The organism is Anaerolentibacter hominis (assembly GCF_032380675.1).
Taxonomy (GTDB): Bacteria; Bacillota; Clostridia; order Lachnospirales; family Lachnospiraceae; genus Anaerolentibacter; species Anaerolentibacter hominis.
On sequence record NZ_JAWDIX010000003.1, the window covers coordinates 160,682 to 175,971 of the forward strand.

Sequence of the window (15,290 nt, forward strand, 5' to 3'; positions counted from 1 at the left end):
CTCTTAAAGACAGGGAGACATGGAGCGGGAATGTCGGTAAACAGAGTCCCTGCCTGCAGACATTCCCGTATATCCCTTAGTCTCCGAAACTAATTCCTATGTGTCTTGCTTCCTTGATAATAGAAGCATCCGGATCAACCATCTTCAGTTTACCCGCCACATCCTCCAGCGGAACCGGGATGATCTCATTTCCCTTAAACCCAACCATGTATCCGAATTTTCCCTGTCGGATCAGCTCAGCCGCCGCCGCTCCCAGACGAGAAGAAATTACCCTGTCGTAAGCGCAGGGGCTGCCGCCTCTCTGGGTGTGTCCGGGAATCGTAATTCTCATCTCCTGCCCGGTAATCTTCTCCAGATCCGCCGCAATCTTATAGGCTACGGACGGATACGGATTATTCTCCAGCTTCTTTTTCAATTCTTTCTTGGGCAGGGCCGCATCTTCTTTGGAGATAGCACCTTCCGCCGCGGCGATAATGGAAAATCTCTTGCCCGCTTTATTTCTCTTCTGAATCGTATCAGCCACTTTATTAATATCATATGGAATCTCAGGGAGCAGGATCACGTCCGCTCCGCCTGCAATACCTGCATGCAGAGTAAGCCATCCAACCTTGTGCCCCATAACTTCTACAATAAATACTCTGCCGTGGGAGGCCGCCGTGGTATGGATACAGTCGATAGCGCTGGTGGCGATATCAACAGCACTCTGGAACCCAAACGTCATATCTGTTCCAAAGATATCATTGTCGATTGTCTTTGGAAGACCAACTACATTCAGCCCCTCCTGCCTGAGCAGGTTGGAGGTTTTCTGTGTACCGTTGCCGCCCAGAATAACCAGACAGTCCAGTTTCCATTTTTTATAGTTTTCCTTCATTGCCTCTACTTTATCCAGACCGTTCGCGTCCGGCACCCGCATCAGCTTAAACGGCTGTCTGGAAGTACCGATAATCGTTCCGCCCCGGGTCAGAATACCAGAGAAGTCCTGAGGCTGCATTTTCTTATAATTTCCATATATCAAGCCCTTATAGCCTTCCAGGATTCCAAAAATTTCAATATCCGGAAAATCCTCATATAATGCTTTCGCAACGCCTCGCATGGTTGCGTTGAGACTCTGGCAGTCGCCGCCGCTCGTAATAAAGCCAACTCGTTTCATGTATTCACCATTCCTTTCCGTTTCCATTCTTTCCTGCGGCCTGCTAGCCGCCAACCCTGGAAGATGTGCATTCTCAGGCTTTCTTAAAATTCCTTATTTTGCCGTTAATTATGTAAAATATTTTACTATATATCCCCAGGTTTGTCAAAAATCTGCCGCCTTGCCAGCAATCGGTATATTGCCTTATACTAATGTCTTAATACAGCAAACCCCTGGAAAAGACCTGTTTCTCATCCACAGTCTTACCAGGGGTCCATCTTGTTAAAGTACTATTTCATTTATGGCATCCGCAGCCCTGACTTTTCAAAGGCTGTCTTTAATATTTTTCCCACATACCACGCCAGTACAAGTTTAACCAGATCAAAGGGAATAAAGGGCATCACAGACAGGACGAAGGCCGACATCACCGGCACATTCATAATTTTGGAAAACCACAGCATGCCGCAGATGTAGCACAGTGCCAGGCCTAAGAGCATTCCGGCAAATTCTCCGATAATCTGATATTTTTTCATCCTCCGGGACACAAAGCTGCTGAAAAAGGCCAGCAGCACATATCCCGCCAGAAAGCCTCCGGTTGGTCCCGCCAGGATAGAAAGCCCTCCGGTAAACTGAGAAAATACCGGCAGCCCCACCGCGCCCAACAGAAGATAAACTGCCTGCGCCTGAACGGCGGACGATGGCGAAAGCATCACCCCGCTTAAAAATGCTCCAAAAACACCAAGAGAAAAAGGGACCGTGGAAAAGGGAACCGGAAAAGAGATCTGGGAAAATACAGCCATCAGCCCGGCGAACATCCCAATAAAAACAATTTTTCTGGATCTCTGATTCCTCATAACTCTCCCATCCCATAACCATTCGTAACCTGATCGGCAATAGCGCCCCGGCCATTTGCCTGTATATTATACGTCCAGCTTCATATCCCCGGACTTAATCCAGCCTTTCCTGCGCATAAACTCCGAAATGCCAAACGCCAGCATACCCGGCAGAATAAAGTGCAGAATAAAAATTTTGATCAGCACAACCGTGGCGCTTACGCCGTCGCCGACCATTGTCTGATACGTCATGATCTGACCCACCAGGCCTGCAGTTCCCATCCCGGAACCAGTTGCATTATTTGTCATTCCAAACAGCAGGGTGGACACCGGTCCCAAAATAGCGCTTGATATAATCGCCGGCAGCCAGATAATCGGCTTTTTCACGATATTCGAAACCTGCAGCATGCTGGTTCCCAGACCCTGTGCCAGAAATCCGCCCATTTTATTTTCTCTGTAGCTTGCCACCGCAAAGCCAATCATATTGGCACAGCAGCCCACCGTCGCCGCACCCGCGGCCAGACCGGACAGGTTCAGAATAACGCCAAGTGCCGCGGAGCTGATCGGCAGGGTCAGAATCATACCCATCAGAACCGATACCACAATTCCCATCAGGAAAGGCTGCTGCTCCGTTCCCCAGTTAATCAACTCACCCAGTTTCAGCATAAAAGAAGAAATCGGGGGGCCCACCAGGAGTCCTACGGCACAGCCGGAAAGGATAGAAACAATGGGTGTAAGCACAATATCAATCTTCGTCTTCCCTGAGATAAGATGTCCAACTTCAATTCCTACATAAGCCGCTACAAAAGCGCCCAGAGGCTCTCCCGGGCCAGCCAGGGTTATAGCGCCGTCCACCAGCACGGTCCCAGCGATTAGTTTGCTTGCAAAAGCGCCTACCATACCGGTTGTAGCAGCGGACAGCACTACCAGCGGGCTTTCTTTGAATTTATATGCCACGCCGCAGCCGATCCCCGCGCCTGTAAGCGCACCGGCCACCTTGCCCGCCGTAAACATATAATTTCCGATATTGCCGCCGATCAGCAGCCCAACCTGCTGGATAATCGTTCCAACAATAAGTGTTGCAAATAGTCCGAGCGCCATTCCGCTCAGACCATCAATAAAAATACGATTCAGTAACCGTTTCATATCATCAATCCCCCGTCTTCGCTTTCACTATGTATTTACAGCTGTCTTGTCAGCTATGTCGGCCATAGTTTAGCATATGTCTACTGATTAAGCAAGTAATTTTTTCCCTGGAGAGCCTCCTGAATCCGATCCAGCGTTTCCTCGCTGTCCGCCTCCACCGTATGGTAGTGGATACCCTCCGTTAATTCTTTCAGGGGGACTGTTTTCTTTAACTTTACCTTATTTACAAAGTCATATACATCCTGCCTGTTGGCTATGACCAGATCAGCCGCGATCTGCCCGTAGATCTCATGGCTGACAATTACATCCAGCACCTTGCCTCCCAGGTCCACGATGGTACAGAGTTCATCCTCAATTTCCTCCGTGGTATGCCTTACCGGAAAACACCGGTTCACCTTCTCCCGGTGAGGGCTGAAGTATAAATAGCCCCTGGTTGTAGATAATATATTTTTATCAATCGCACGCAGCAGTGCAATATCCTGTACGATCACCTGGCGGCTTACACCCAGGCGCCTGGCCAGTTCTGCTCCTGAAATAGGCTGTCTTTCCTGCTCCAGGATATGGATAATCGTTTCCCTTCTTGCTCCGCCTTCCATATCATTCCTCCATGCCGAATCATTGAACACTCAAAACCCTTTTGTGTCCAGAAGTTTTCTTATTTAAGTGTACAAGGCCGGTGCCTGCCGGTCAAGGACAAGTTGCACGACAGCATTGCCTCCAGGGAGTTACCTGTGAAATGCAATTTTTTCAACCTTTACTTCAAAACACAAACCGGATATACTAAATACATCATACACCGGAACTCTAAAATTACGCCGAGTTTAATCAGAAAGTAGGTAAACAGCATGTTTCGTCTGTGGGGAAAAATCTGGAAAGATACACGTTTAATGAAAGATTATGTCGTCTGCGATGACAGCCCTAAGATCAACCGGACCCGAAAGGTTTTCTCTGCCATTGACAGCCTTTGTTATGAATTTGATCTGCCGAAACCTATCTGGCTGGATAAAAATATAGCGGAATTTCAGCGTCATGACAGGACCCGGTTTACACAGGACAATTTTATTGAATCAATTCCTTTCGATGCCTTTGAGATCATGGTCATTGAGGAAGATGATCCTTTCGTTTCCTGAGAAAAGAGGCAGCCTATGGCACTGAAACATTATATCCTTCGTATATTGGAGGAAAACCGGGAGACCGATATCTCCGGGCAGGAGCTGGCCGATCACCTGAAGGTGACACGGGCAGCGGTCTGGAAGGCTATCCGGGCTCTGAAGGAAGAGGGCTATCCCATCGAAGCGGCCACTAGAAGAGGGTACCGTCTTCTGGATCGTTCCGATATTCTGTCTCCCGAGAGCATCCTGCCATTTTTGAAAAAAGAGTATAAAAATATTCCTATTTATACCCATAAATCAATTGATTCCACCAATCTGGAGGCCCGCAGAAAGAACCTGGAAGCCACCGGCCATGGAACACTGATCGTGGCAAATCACCAGACTTGCGGCAGAGGACGGGGCGGCTCGGTCTTTTTCTCGCCGGCCGATACCGGTATCTATATGAGCCTGCTTCTCCGGGTCAATCAGAGCCTGGAAGAAACACGCCAGTTTCCGCCTGCCGTTGCCGTCTCTATCTGTCACGCCCTGGAGCGGCTCACCAGCGCTCCCCTGTCTGTGCGGGACATTGACAATGTCTATATTGGAGACAAAAAAATATGCGGTGTACTGACAGAAACCCTTCTTACCCTGGAAAATCAGATGGTGGATTCCATCATTGTAGGCATCGGCATCTATATTTCGGCTGCGCCGGAATTATTTCCAAAATCCCAGCAGAGTCTGATCACTTCTCTGCTTCCGGATGAGAGCGAAATGGTCTCCCGAAGCCGGATTATCGGCGAAATTGTTAACAGCCTGCTGGATATGTGCGGCGGGTCGGATATCAAAGCCTATCGAAAAGCATACCAGCATTATCTGGCGAAATAATATTCTTTCCTGATCCTAAAAAAGGGGCTGCCGCTCACGATTTTTCAATCGTTAAAGCGACAGCCCCTTTTATCGTTATAACTATCTTTTACAGACGCTTTAATAAAGCTTCTCTCTTTTCTTCATATCCGGGTTTCCCCAAAAGGGCAAACATATTATTCTTATAGCCTTCCACGCCTTCCTGGTTAAAGGGGTTAATTCCCATAATATAACCGCTGATGCCGCAGGCAAATTCAAAGAAATAGAACAACTGTCCCAGATAATATTCATTCTGTTCCGGCACCCTCACATAAGTGTTCGGCACATCACCGTCTGTGTGAGATAAAACAGTACCTCTCATGGCGTTCTTATTGACAAAGTCCACGGTCTTGCCGGCCAGATAATTCAGACCGTCCAGATCAACCGGTTCTTCCTCAATTTTAAGCTCACATTTTGATTCCTCGATCTCCACCACAGTCTCGAACAGAATTCTCTCCCCGTCCTGGATAAACTGGCCCATAGAGTGCAGATCTGTTGTCAGATCCACAGCTGCCGGGAAAATGCCCTTACGGTCTTTTCCTTCGCTCTCGCCAAAGAGCTGCTTCCACCACTCGCCTGTATAGTGGAAGGATGGCTCATAGTTAGCCAGAACCTCAATCTTTTTACCCTTTCTGTGAAGGATATGACGGATCGCCGCATATTTGGCGGCGTCACAGCTATCATAATCACTGTCCAGGCAAATCTTGCGCATGGACGCAGCACCCTCCATCAGCTGATCAATATCAGCACCGCTGACTGCAATCGGCAAAAGTCCGACCGCGGTCAATACAGAATAACGGCCGCCCACATCATCCGGCACTACAAAAGTTTCATAGCCCTTTTCCGTCGAAAGGTTCTTCAGCGCGCCTCTCTCCTTATCAGTTGTCGCATAGATTCGTTCTGCTGCCTTATCTCCATACTTCTCTTCCAGTTTCTTTTTAAAGATTCTGAAAGCAACAGCGGGTTCTGTCGTTGTCCCAGACTTGCTGATTACATTGATAGAAAAATCCCTGTCGCCGATTACGTCAAGTAAGTGTGTCATATATGTACTGCTGAGATTGTTTCCAACAAAGTAGATCTCCGGAGATTTTCTGATCTCTCTGGAAACACTATTTGCAAAATTATGCCCCAGGAAATCAATTGCAGCACGGGCTCCCAGATAGGAACCTCCGATTCCGATTACAACCAGCACTTCTGAATCACTGCGGATCTTATCCGCCGCCTTTTTAATTCTGGAGAATTCCTCCTTGTCGTAATCTACCGGCAGGTCAATCCATCCAAGATAATCATTTCCTGCTCCCTGCCTTCCGAGAAGCTCGTCCTTGGCACAGTCCGTAATACGCTTCATCATTTTTATTTCTTCATCTGAGATAAAAACTTTAGCAGGAGAATAGTCAAACGTCACTTGTTTTCCCATTTTAACTGCAGCTCCTTTCCAATAATTTTGATGATAGTGATACCTATCATCCCGGCCCGGATATCTGATAAATCCCTCTAAATAATCCGGCCCTCTCTTTCCAAAATCTCCCGCCCGAAGGCTGTCGAAACCATTTTGAAAAAAGAATTTTTCATCTATTATTGTATCAAAATAAGCAAGTAAAAACAACAATTTTCTGACTTATTTAGGTGGCCTCTGTCATGAATTCCTGCAGTACTTCTTTTACCACCTGCTGCTCCCTGGGATTCATTGCCGTGCGCTCTGCCAAAGCCTGTCCCGCTTCGAGATCGGACTCTCTGCGCTTCGCTCTCTCCTTCAGAGACAGCACCGGTTCCTTCACGGGTTCCGGTTCCTGTATCCTGGTCACACCCAGGGCATTCTCCATATAGTCTCTCATATTCACATACAGCATTTCTTTCTGAAGGGGTAATTTAGACAGTATCTCCATAATTATCAACAATTCCCCAGACACAAATAAGGTGACCAGTGTGGATAACATATAGTTCGGTCCCACCTCATAATAAAGTCCCAAAACAACCCCGGCTGAGCCGGTCAGAAAGCACAATGCCGTCAATTTTCTGCATAATCTTTCCCAGGTAGAAAGACGAAATCCACCGCATTTGTGGTTAAACAGGCACTTATCCACATATATATCCACATTTTGTATATGTATTTCGCCCTTAAGCGCCTTTTGTCCGGCTTCATAAAACCGTTTCATCAGCTTGTTCTTTGTACTCCCAATTTTATTGGATGTCCTTATCAGTCTGGTGTACATGCCGCTCAAAATCAGGCGCAGTAATATCTCCAGTCCGCAGATTCCAAGCATTCCATAGATAATCCAATGATTTTCTAAAAATTTTACCATGTAAGCCCCTTCCTTTCCTTCCTTGCAGAATACCGTTTCCAGTGATTTGCGTCTATACCGCTATTATCACCAAACCCAGAAAATCGAACAGCAAAGGTACCTGGCTTTGTTGTCCCGCACACAGTTATCTGGTTGTACTCCGGGCAGCCAGATCTGAAAAACCGGCTGTGGATCACACTGTTTTTCGGACTGCCTTCTAAAGTTATCACAACAAGTATAGCGGACAAGCCCTCTGCAAACAAGACTTCCAGGCCATGATTTCGTCGTAAAATCTCGACAAAAACCAGCCCTGTCCCGGCCGTTTTTTACTGTATTTTAAGGAAAAAAGGGGAACCATGCAGAACTTTATCACATCAACTGTTCCAGCATTCCCTTCACCAGTCTGACACTGTGCAAGATCGCCAGCTTTTCGAACGTATCGTAGTCCATCTCCGCACCATCATCCGCCTGATCGGAGATACCTCTCAGGATGACAAACGGGATCTGATTCAGATAGGCTGCATGGGCAATTGCCGCGCCTTCCATCTCCACACAGGCTCCGTGAAAAGTCTTTGTCAGCCACTCCTTTTTCTCTCTGCTGCAGACGAACTGGTCCCCGGTGAGAATCCGGCCGGGCAGTACTTGAATATCCGGATTTACCTCCCTGCATACCCGGACTGCCAGATCGCGCAATGGCTCATCTGCCTGGAAGACGGAGACATCCATCTGTGGTATCACTCCTGCCTCATAACCGAATCCCCCTGCGTCCATATCATGCTCCAGGGCCTCTGTAGAGACAACCACATCTCCAATTTTGATCCGGGCATCGAGACCGCCGGCAATTCCCGTATTGATCACACAGTCTGCCTCAAAGATATCTGCCAGAATCTGAACGCACAGTGCCGCGTTTACCTTCCCGATTCCGCACCGGACTACAACAGCATCACATCCGCAGAGCTTCCCTGTATAAAAATTCATAGAAGCCTTCCGTACCAGCTGCTTGTCGTTCATCTCTGCAATCAACTGTTCAACTTCTTCTTCCATGGCTCCGATAATGCCTATCTTTTTCATTTTTATACCCATGCCTTTCCCGTTTTGAGTCCCTCCCAAAACGGGAATAGGCCCAATACGTATGGTTGAAAGATTACCTTCAACCTTTTTCTTCCTCCGAATTGAAATTTAATAATATATTAGCAGAAAAGAATAGGGTTTGCAAAAAAAAAGGTCATAGTATAGAATAAAGGATAAAGTTAACGGAAAGGGTATGATCAAATGACATACAAGACATCAGGAGTCTGCTCCAGAGCCATTCATTTTGAGGTGGAAGACGGCAGGCTTGCATCGGTCCGTTTTGATGGCGGCTGCGCGGGGAATACTACAGGTATTGCCCGATTGGTTGAGGGTATGGAAGTTCACGAAGCCATCACGCGTCTGGAAGGAATCAAATGCGGATACAAGTCTACATCCTGTCCGGACCAGCTGGCCCGCGCACTAAAAGAGTATGTAAAGGGCTAAACGCCGGTCTCTGCACAAGTTTTAGTATAAAATAAAGGAAGTACGGATATGAAACGAATTGTATTAACCGGAGGCGGCACAGCGGGTCACGTAACTCCCAATATTGCGTTGCTGCCTAAATTAAAAGAAGAAGGTTATGATGTACATTACATCGGTTCTTATGACGGGATCGAAAAGAAACTGATTGAAGATCTTGGTATTCCATATTATGGTATATCTTCCGGCAAACTGCGCCGTTACTTTGACCCGAAGAATTTTTCTGATCCCTTCAAGGTATTAAAGGGCTGTTCCCAGGCGAACACACTGTTAAAAAAGCTGAGACCCGATATTGTATTTTCCAAGGGCGGGTTTGTGGCGGTTCCAGTCGTACTGGCTGCAAAACGTAGAAAAATCCCTGCTATCATTCATGAATCGGATATGACACCCGGCCTGGCGAATCGTCTGTGTATTCCCTGGGCCACAAAAATCTGCGCCAATTTTCCGGAGACACTGAATAATCTGCCCGGAGATAAGGCCGTGTTAACCGGATCTCCGATCCGGAAAGAGCTCTATGCCGGCAATAAAATATCAGGTTTGGATTACTGTCATTTCACTTCCTCCAAGCCGGTATTAATGGTGATCGGCGGCAGTTTGGGCGCTGCGTCTGTCAACGATGCGGTCCGCAAGGTTCTTCCGGAACTTCTGAGGGATTTTCAGGTCATTCATCTGTGCGGCAAAGATAAACTGGACCCTGTCCTGGAAGGAACTCCCGGCTATGTACAATTTGAATACATTAAGAAAGAACTGGCTGATCTGTTTGCAGCCTCTGACATTGTAATATCCCGGGCCGGCGCAAATGCAATATGTGAACTATTGGCGCTGCGCAAACCAAATATCCTGATCCCGCTTCCGGCTGCTGCCAGCAGAGGAGATCAGATATTAAATGCCAGATCCTTTGAACGTCAGGGATTCAGCTATGTGCTCGAAGAAGAAAAGATGTCTAATGAAACTCTTATGGAAGCGGTGACGACCGTCTACTCAAACCTGAATTCTTATATTCAGGCTATGGAACTGAGCGGTCAGAGCAATGCTATAGAAAAAATCGTTGGCTTAATCAATCAGAATGTTCGTACACCAGAATCGAAAAAAGCCGAAAAATTGTAATGAACAAAGCGGGCAGCCCACCTCAGCTCCCCTGACTCCTCAATCTTTGAGGGGTTTGCACGCTTTGCGCGCCGAGCGTAGTCAGCTTCGCTGACTATCTCCTTTTACGCGAGTGCGCATAGGATGGTTATTTTCTTGCATAGGAAAGTTTGGAGAACTTTCCTATGCAAGAACAAACAGGCCGCATCTGCGGCCTGTTTTGCTGTCTTAGGCAAAACTGCCACATATATTTACAGTTCTTCTTTTATTTTATCTGCTATCTGTTCCAGTTCTTCCATATCAGCTTCGCCCTGCTTCCAGGTAATCGTTACTGTATCATCCTTATATCTGGGAATCAGGTGCACGTGAAAGTGGAATACGGTCTGACCGGCAATCTCTCCGTTATTCTGCAGCACATTCATGCCGTCGCAATTCAGAACCTTTTTCATTGCCCTGGCAACCTTTGCGGCAACCACAAAAACTTTGGAGCAGTCTTCTTCGGAAAGTTCATAGATATTTGCCGCATGATTTTTCGGCAGTATAATCGCATGGCCCCTGGAAGCAGGCGCAATATCGAAGATTACCCGAAAGTTCTCATCCTCATAAATCGTCATGGACGGTATTTCTCCAGCCGCAATTTTACAAAAAATACAATTATCCTCTTTCATTACTGAAATCCTCCTTTAAATAGACACAAACTGTCTAAAATTGTAACAACATTTTTATTGCTGTTTGCCAGAATACCTGATATCATTATAATTCCAGAATTTACCTGAACGGAGGTGCTAAGTTTGCTTAAAGATCAGCCTTCTACACTTATGAACGATCGTCCGGTCACTCAAACGTCCATTCTATCTTCCGACCATGACGATTCCTCCGGCCTCCTCGAACAGGCGCTTCATGACCTGCGCAATCCGATTGCAGCAGTAAGCAGTACGGTACAGCTGCTGGAGGCCAAAGATCCAAACCTGAAATTATTGCCCTACTGGGTTCAGCTTCGCTCCGACATATCAGAAATTGTCACCATACTGAACCATTATTCCTGCGTTCCTTTTTGTGATAAAGAATCAGCGCAAGAACCAGACCTGAAATAAAGCCGCCGATGTGCGCCATATTATCAACGCCCTGGCTGACTATCCCGCTGTAGACACTGAGCAGGACAAACAGCATCAGGCGTCCGGTACTCAGGTCTTCCAATCTGCCCCGATTCACGGTTACCACATAGAGCAGAGCTCCAACCACTCCAAAAATAGCCCCCGAAGCTCCTACGGATACAACCGGCTGGCTCCTGCTCATATTCCAAATCATGGACGCTGCTCCTGCCAGCACTCCGGTCCCGAAGTATATAATCAGATATTTCACTTTTCCTACCGCTCTCTCCAGATTATCACCGATAAACCAGAGAACCAGCATATTATTAAACAAATGACTAAGTCCAAAGTGAAGAAACATATAAGTAAATAACCTGTAGTATTCTTTCCCTCCTATTACATAAGGCCAGTACATAGCTCCCTTTGAGAGCATATATTCGGAATCATAGACGGAGCCGCCCAGAGAAACTACAAGGTATACAATTATATTAACCGCTATAATAACTGTATTACAGGGAGAAAAAAAACGGTTCTTCCTCTTATCCGGCCGGGCCTGGTTAACGGAACTCCGGGTACTTTGGTACGGGTTGCTCCCCTGTGCGGCAGAAAACGGTGCCAGCAGCCTTTCGATAGAGGCGCGTACCGGATAAAAAAAGTTGGCCGGCATATCATAAACCAGCAGCCGCTTATTATATTCATCCACGATCCAGCCGCCGTACTGTTCAGAATATATCTTTCTTCCTTCATCTGGTACATTCGTACAGATAATTCCCAGAATATGACGGTTCTTTCCCCGCTCCGGCAAAAATCCATATTTAATCTGATATAGTATGTGCTCATATTGGGCCTGCGTAAACTCATCCCCACGGGGACAGTGAAACAGAGCAACAATATACATTTCTGCGTTTTCTTCCGTAAAATACATAGCGCAGCCTGCCACATTCAGCGAAACTGCACGATACCCCAATGAGTCCAGAACATTTTTTATCTGATCTATCATATCAGACTCCTTTCTTGTTCTGGTTCTCATTTTACTATTTTTTAAGCCTGGAAGCAATATAAACAAAATAAGAGTGTTTCTATTCCTCACGTACCAGCCGGAATTCCAGCCTGGCAAATAATACCTGATCTCCCGGCTGCAGAAGTTGTTTCTCCTGTTGTGTCAGCCGTATGCCATTTACATAAGTTCCATTGGTCGAGTTCAGATCTGTAATATATAGTTTACCTCCCTCTTCTTCTAACTTTGCATGCTGTCTGCTTATTGTACAGTCGTCAAGGTATCCTTGTCCCGTCATTTTCTTTTTTCCTATAATCGTGCAAGGACTTTCAAGCATAATCTTTCTCTCCGTATCCACGGATTGCAGACAGTACCCTGTCGGTTTGGAGAATTCTCTTAAAATAATCGTTTTGTCAGTGTCTTCTTCTGTCCTCTCTGTTTCCAAAGCAGAATACCCCAAGGCAGAAATTTCCGAAAAGATTGGCTTATCCGCCTCATCCATTTCCGGTTCACTTTTCAAATACGGCCAAAACATTACGGCCGCAGTCACAATACAAACCGCCAGAAACACAACTGTCTTTATCCAGTCAACGGAACCGTCCGCCCCCTGAAAAACACCGCCAAACCACAGACCTCCCCCGGCTGCCGCCATACACAACAGTAAAATCGCTATGCGGATTCTAGCTTGTCCATTCAATTCCTTTCTGGTCAGGGACTGAACCTTATCCGAAGATAATTCCTCCATCTCAGACTCCTGGTATTCCTCGGGTTCCGGAAGCAGGAGAGGAGTCCCGCTCCTTCTTAAGATATCCATAAGCCCATCATAACTGCAGTTTTTCCGGCATGCGTCATATAGTTCATAAGCAAGCGTAACGGCAGCCTCATCTTTATAGTCCACACAATTAATAAGCTCTTCAAATAATGCGGTAAGCTGTTCCTGAACCGGCCTGCAATAACCATCCAGGTAACAAAGCTCAATCTTATTCTTCTTGTTGATAAACACATATTCCGGGTCCAAAATAAAATCCTGTTCCGCCAGAAGAAAGTTTTCCCCTCTGTCTATCGTCTGCAAGATACCTCTCAGCCAGTCCTTTATATGATCCGCATCTATATTTCCCTGTTTCAGAAACTGTTTTAAATCGGTATAACCGGTAATATCATAGTGATATTCCAGATTGTTGTCGATCCGGTGTATTTCTAGTGCCACAACCCCTGATATCTCGTTATAGCACAGCATTTTGCTCCGATATGTTTCCTCCGTACCTTTGATGATCAGGTATTCTTTGTGTATATCCTTTTTACGTTCTGTAATTAATTCAGACACTGTACTTCTCTCCCCTCAGCGAAAAAGATCCCCGATATAGTCCAGATGTTCATGCAGCATCCAATACGATTTTTCCGTTAAGCCATCTATATCGGCAAGCCCCCGGCGAAGTTCCTCCGGATCAGTCATGGCAAGCCTGCGCGTCAGACTGATTGTATCAGGCATAAGAAAAGAGGCTCCCTTTTTTGAATAGGTAACTGTTATGGTGATTTCCGCCGGCGAAACCGCTGTCATAATCATGCCCGATCCGTATAATAGCATTCCTTTTCCTTTCAGACCATTTATTACACGATAGCTTATATCTGTCTCTTCCTTTTCTTTATCCTGAAAGGGATAATAAACGCTTCGGCCGGACAAGGACCGGTAATCGGATCTCCCTGTTTCCACGTCTGCGGCATCTCGTATCAGTCTGCCGCCGCGGTCAAGAACCGCATCCGCCGTACTTTCCAAAACCACTTTGTCATGCAGATACATGCACAGCATCATCAGAGCGGTAATAATGACGATTACAATGGGCATTATCAGCGCCGCCTCAACCGTATAGCTGCCCATAACCCTTTTCCTTAAATCCATAGCACTCCTATAAAGCAGATCCATATATAGGGAACCAGGGGAATTCTGCTTTGTCTGTCTATCTTTTTCAGCGCCAATAAAATGCAGCCTGTAATAGAAGCCAGCAGGAAGGTGAAAAAGATCAGGTTTAAGTTCTTCCAGAAGCCAAGCAGCAGACCGGTAGTACAAAATATCAGGCCATCTCCGATACCAATCTTTTCACGGGTCAGCCAGGCTGCTGCCAAAATAGCCATTCCGATTAAGAATCCTCCTGCTGCGTCCGGCAGAAAACTTCTCTGAAAGAAAACCCCATACAGGCCGGTTATCACAATTAAAACCACCGGAATAACGGTTCTGATTGTTTTGTCCTTCATATCTGTTATCATGCAGATCGTAAGCCCTGCAAATGTCAAAAGCTTAATCGCGGTATTCATATGTACTTATCTCCACTGTTTTTAACCCCCTCCGCATCGGCTGCAGGATCTTATCCCCGGGATATCCCGAAGGTAAACCTCTTTTATGGTTCTTTTTAGTCCGCTGCAGTTTTCACTGCTGTGATATCGGTTTCCATCCGCGGCTACCAGGAGCCGGGCAGGAGTATTCTTTTTTATGCATTTTTCACAGGGATAGTATTTCGCCCCATACTCATTTCTGATATGGTCCACTTCGTCTTTGGCCGTAGCATATATCGTAAGGGTAAGATGGGAACAGTCCTTTCGAATATGATAAACCGTCCCACTCTCTGTCATATATACAATTTGGTCATCCCCGGGCGCCGTCTCCGGTACACCAGCCTCTCCTTCATCGTAAACCTGATCATCCCCTATGAATTCCCTGGAGCAAAACTGCTGGCTAACAGGATAGGAAACAAAAGGCAAAAAGGGTACGGGAGGACGGACCCGATAGTCCGCTCTTACTGTGAATACCTCCTCTGTGGTCTTATCATAAGATTTCCTGAGAGCAATACTTTGACTTCCATTTGGAATGCATTGATAGCCGGTATCACCCTCAGGCAGATATGATTGAAACGCCTGGTACAGAACAGCCAGGCTGATATAGGAAACTTCTTTTTCATCCTCGTCTCTCAAACAACACTGTGCAGCCGCCCAATTTGTTGTCTGATACAAGGTCTGTCCGACTTGTTCCTGAATTTTAAGTATTTGAATTAAATAGGCCAGGGCCAGCACGGCAAATAAGAACAAAGGCAGTGCTATTGCCGTTTCCACCGTAACCGCGCCCCGAATCTTCTTCTCTTTCATATTAATATTCCCTCCCTTAAAGAAGGGCGGGGACGTTCTTTCTTTT

The 15,290-nt window shown here is 46.5% G+C and carries 17 protein-coding genes; 4 read left to right on the forward strand and 13 right to left on the reverse strand.

Annotated features, from left to right (window positions below; all coding sequences use genetic code 11):
- Positions 1-76: 76 nt before the first annotated feature.
- From ABCW47_RS12080 to ABCW47_RS12095, 4 genes are all read right to left on the reverse strand, one after another.
- Positions 77-1,150 (reverse strand): 6-phosphofructokinase, encoded by a 1,074-nt coding sequence (locus ABCW47_RS12080; RefSeq protein WP_343210246.1) that lies wholly within the window; start codon positions 1,148-1,150, stop codon positions 77-79.
- Between the two features lie 278 nt (positions 1,151-1,428).
- Positions 1,429-1,983, reverse strand: a complete 555-nt coding sequence (locus ABCW47_RS12085) for a biotin transporter BioY (RefSeq protein ID WP_343210189.1) — start codon at positions 1,981-1,983, stop codon at positions 1,429-1,431.
- Between the two features lie 66 nt (positions 1,984-2,049).
- On the reverse strand, positions 2,050-3,108 hold the full coding sequence (locus tag ABCW47_RS12090; RefSeq protein ID WP_343210190.1) for a PTS sugar transporter subunit IIC: 1,059 nt from the start codon (positions 3,106-3,108) through the stop codon (positions 2,050-2,052).
- Positions 3,109-3,188: 80 nt separating this feature from the next.
- Complete coding sequence (locus ABCW47_RS12095; RefSeq protein ID WP_343210191.1) at positions 3,189-3,704, reverse strand: transcription repressor NadR; 516 nt, start codon at positions 3,702-3,704, stop codon at positions 3,189-3,191.
- Between the two features lie 249 nt (positions 3,705-3,953).
- On the opposite strand from ABCW47_RS12095, the gene ABCW47_RS12100 reads away from it, so the two are divergent.
- Entirely contained in the window at positions 3,954-4,238 is a 285-nt protein-coding gene (locus tag ABCW47_RS12100) for a hypothetical protein (protein WP_343210192.1), read from the forward strand.
- 15 nt (positions 4,239-4,253) lie between these two features.
- Positions 4,254-5,084 carry a biotin--[acetyl-CoA-carboxylase] ligase gene (locus ABCW47_RS12105; protein ID WP_343210193.1) on the forward strand — a complete coding sequence of 277 codons (831 nt, stop codon included), beginning with the start codon at positions 4,254-4,256 and terminating at the stop codon, positions 5,082-5,084.
- 88 nt (positions 5,085-5,172) lie between these two features.
- On the opposite strand, the gene ABCW47_RS12110 is transcribed toward ABCW47_RS12105, so the two are convergent.
- From ABCW47_RS12110 to ABCW47_RS12120, 3 genes are all read right to left on the reverse strand, one after another.
- Positions 5,173-6,519, reverse strand: coding sequence for a glucose-6-phosphate isomerase (locus ABCW47_RS12110; RefSeq protein ID WP_343210194.1), 1,347 nt, complete (start codon positions 6,517-6,519; stop codon positions 5,173-5,175).
- A gap of 205 nt (positions 6,520-6,724) precedes the next feature.
- Positions 6,725-7,405, reverse strand: coding sequence for a hypothetical protein (locus ABCW47_RS12115; RefSeq protein ID WP_343210195.1), 681 nt, complete (start codon positions 7,403-7,405; stop codon positions 6,725-6,727).
- A gap of 348 nt (positions 7,406-7,753) precedes the next feature.
- Positions 7,754-8,455, reverse strand: coding sequence for a 5'-methylthioadenosine/adenosylhomocysteine nucleosidase (locus tag ABCW47_RS12120; RefSeq protein ID WP_343210196.1), 702 nt, complete (start codon positions 8,453-8,455; stop codon positions 7,754-7,756).
- Positions 8,456-8,656: 201 nt separating this feature from the next.
- Here ABCW47_RS12120 and ABCW47_RS12125 point away from each other — a divergent pair, with 201 nt between their 5' ends.
- Positions 8,657-8,899 (forward strand): TIGR03905 family TSCPD domain-containing protein, encoded by a 243-nt coding sequence (locus tag ABCW47_RS12125; RefSeq protein ID WP_343210197.1) that lies wholly within the window; start codon positions 8,657-8,659, stop codon positions 8,897-8,899.
- Between the two features lie 48 nt (positions 8,900-8,947).
- On the forward strand, positions 8,948-10,042 hold the full coding sequence (locus ABCW47_RS12130) for an undecaprenyldiphospho-muramoylpentapeptide beta-N-acetylglucosaminyltransferase (protein ID WP_343210198.1): 1,095 nt from the start codon (positions 8,948-8,950) through the stop codon (positions 10,040-10,042).
- A gap of 230 nt (positions 10,043-10,272) precedes the next feature.
- Here ABCW47_RS12130 and ABCW47_RS12135 read toward each other — a convergent pair whose 3' ends face one another.
- The 6 genes from ABCW47_RS12135 to ABCW47_RS12160 all read right to left on the reverse strand — a co-directional run bounded on the left by ABCW47_RS12135 (position 10,273) and on the right by ABCW47_RS12160 (position 15,244).
- Positions 10,273-10,689, reverse strand: coding sequence for an HIT family protein (locus tag ABCW47_RS12135; RefSeq protein ID WP_343210199.1), 417 nt, complete (start codon positions 10,687-10,689; stop codon positions 10,273-10,275).
- A gap of 352 nt (positions 10,690-11,041) precedes the next feature.
- The gene (locus ABCW47_RS12140; protein WP_343210200.1) at positions 11,042-12,112 is read right to left on the reverse strand and encodes a rhomboid family intramembrane serine protease; all 1,071 of its coding nucleotides are present in this window, start codon (positions 12,110-12,112) and stop codon (positions 11,042-11,044) included.
- A gap of 79 nt (positions 12,113-12,191) precedes the next feature.
- On the reverse strand, positions 12,192-13,433 hold the full coding sequence (locus ABCW47_RS12145; RefSeq protein ID WP_343210201.1) for a DUF6382 domain-containing protein: 1,242 nt from the start codon (positions 13,431-13,433) through the stop codon (positions 12,192-12,194).
- A 15-nt stretch (positions 13,434-13,448) separates the two neighbouring features.
- Entirely contained in the window at positions 13,449-14,006 is a 558-nt protein-coding gene (locus ABCW47_RS12150; RefSeq protein WP_343210202.1) for a TadE family protein, read from the reverse strand.
- A complete protein-coding gene (locus ABCW47_RS12155) occupies positions 13,997-14,419 on the reverse strand; it encodes a prepilin peptidase (RefSeq protein ID WP_343210203.1) in 423 nt (140 codons plus the stop codon). Before ABCW47_RS12155 ends, ABCW47_RS12150 begins: the two co-directional genes overlap by 10 nt.
- Before the next feature lie 21 nt (positions 14,420-14,440).
- Positions 14,441-15,244, reverse strand: coding sequence for a TadE/TadG family type IV pilus assembly protein (locus ABCW47_RS12160; protein WP_343210204.1), 804 nt, complete (start codon positions 15,242-15,244; stop codon positions 14,441-14,443).
- Between the last annotated feature and the right edge of the window lie 46 nt (positions 15,245-15,290).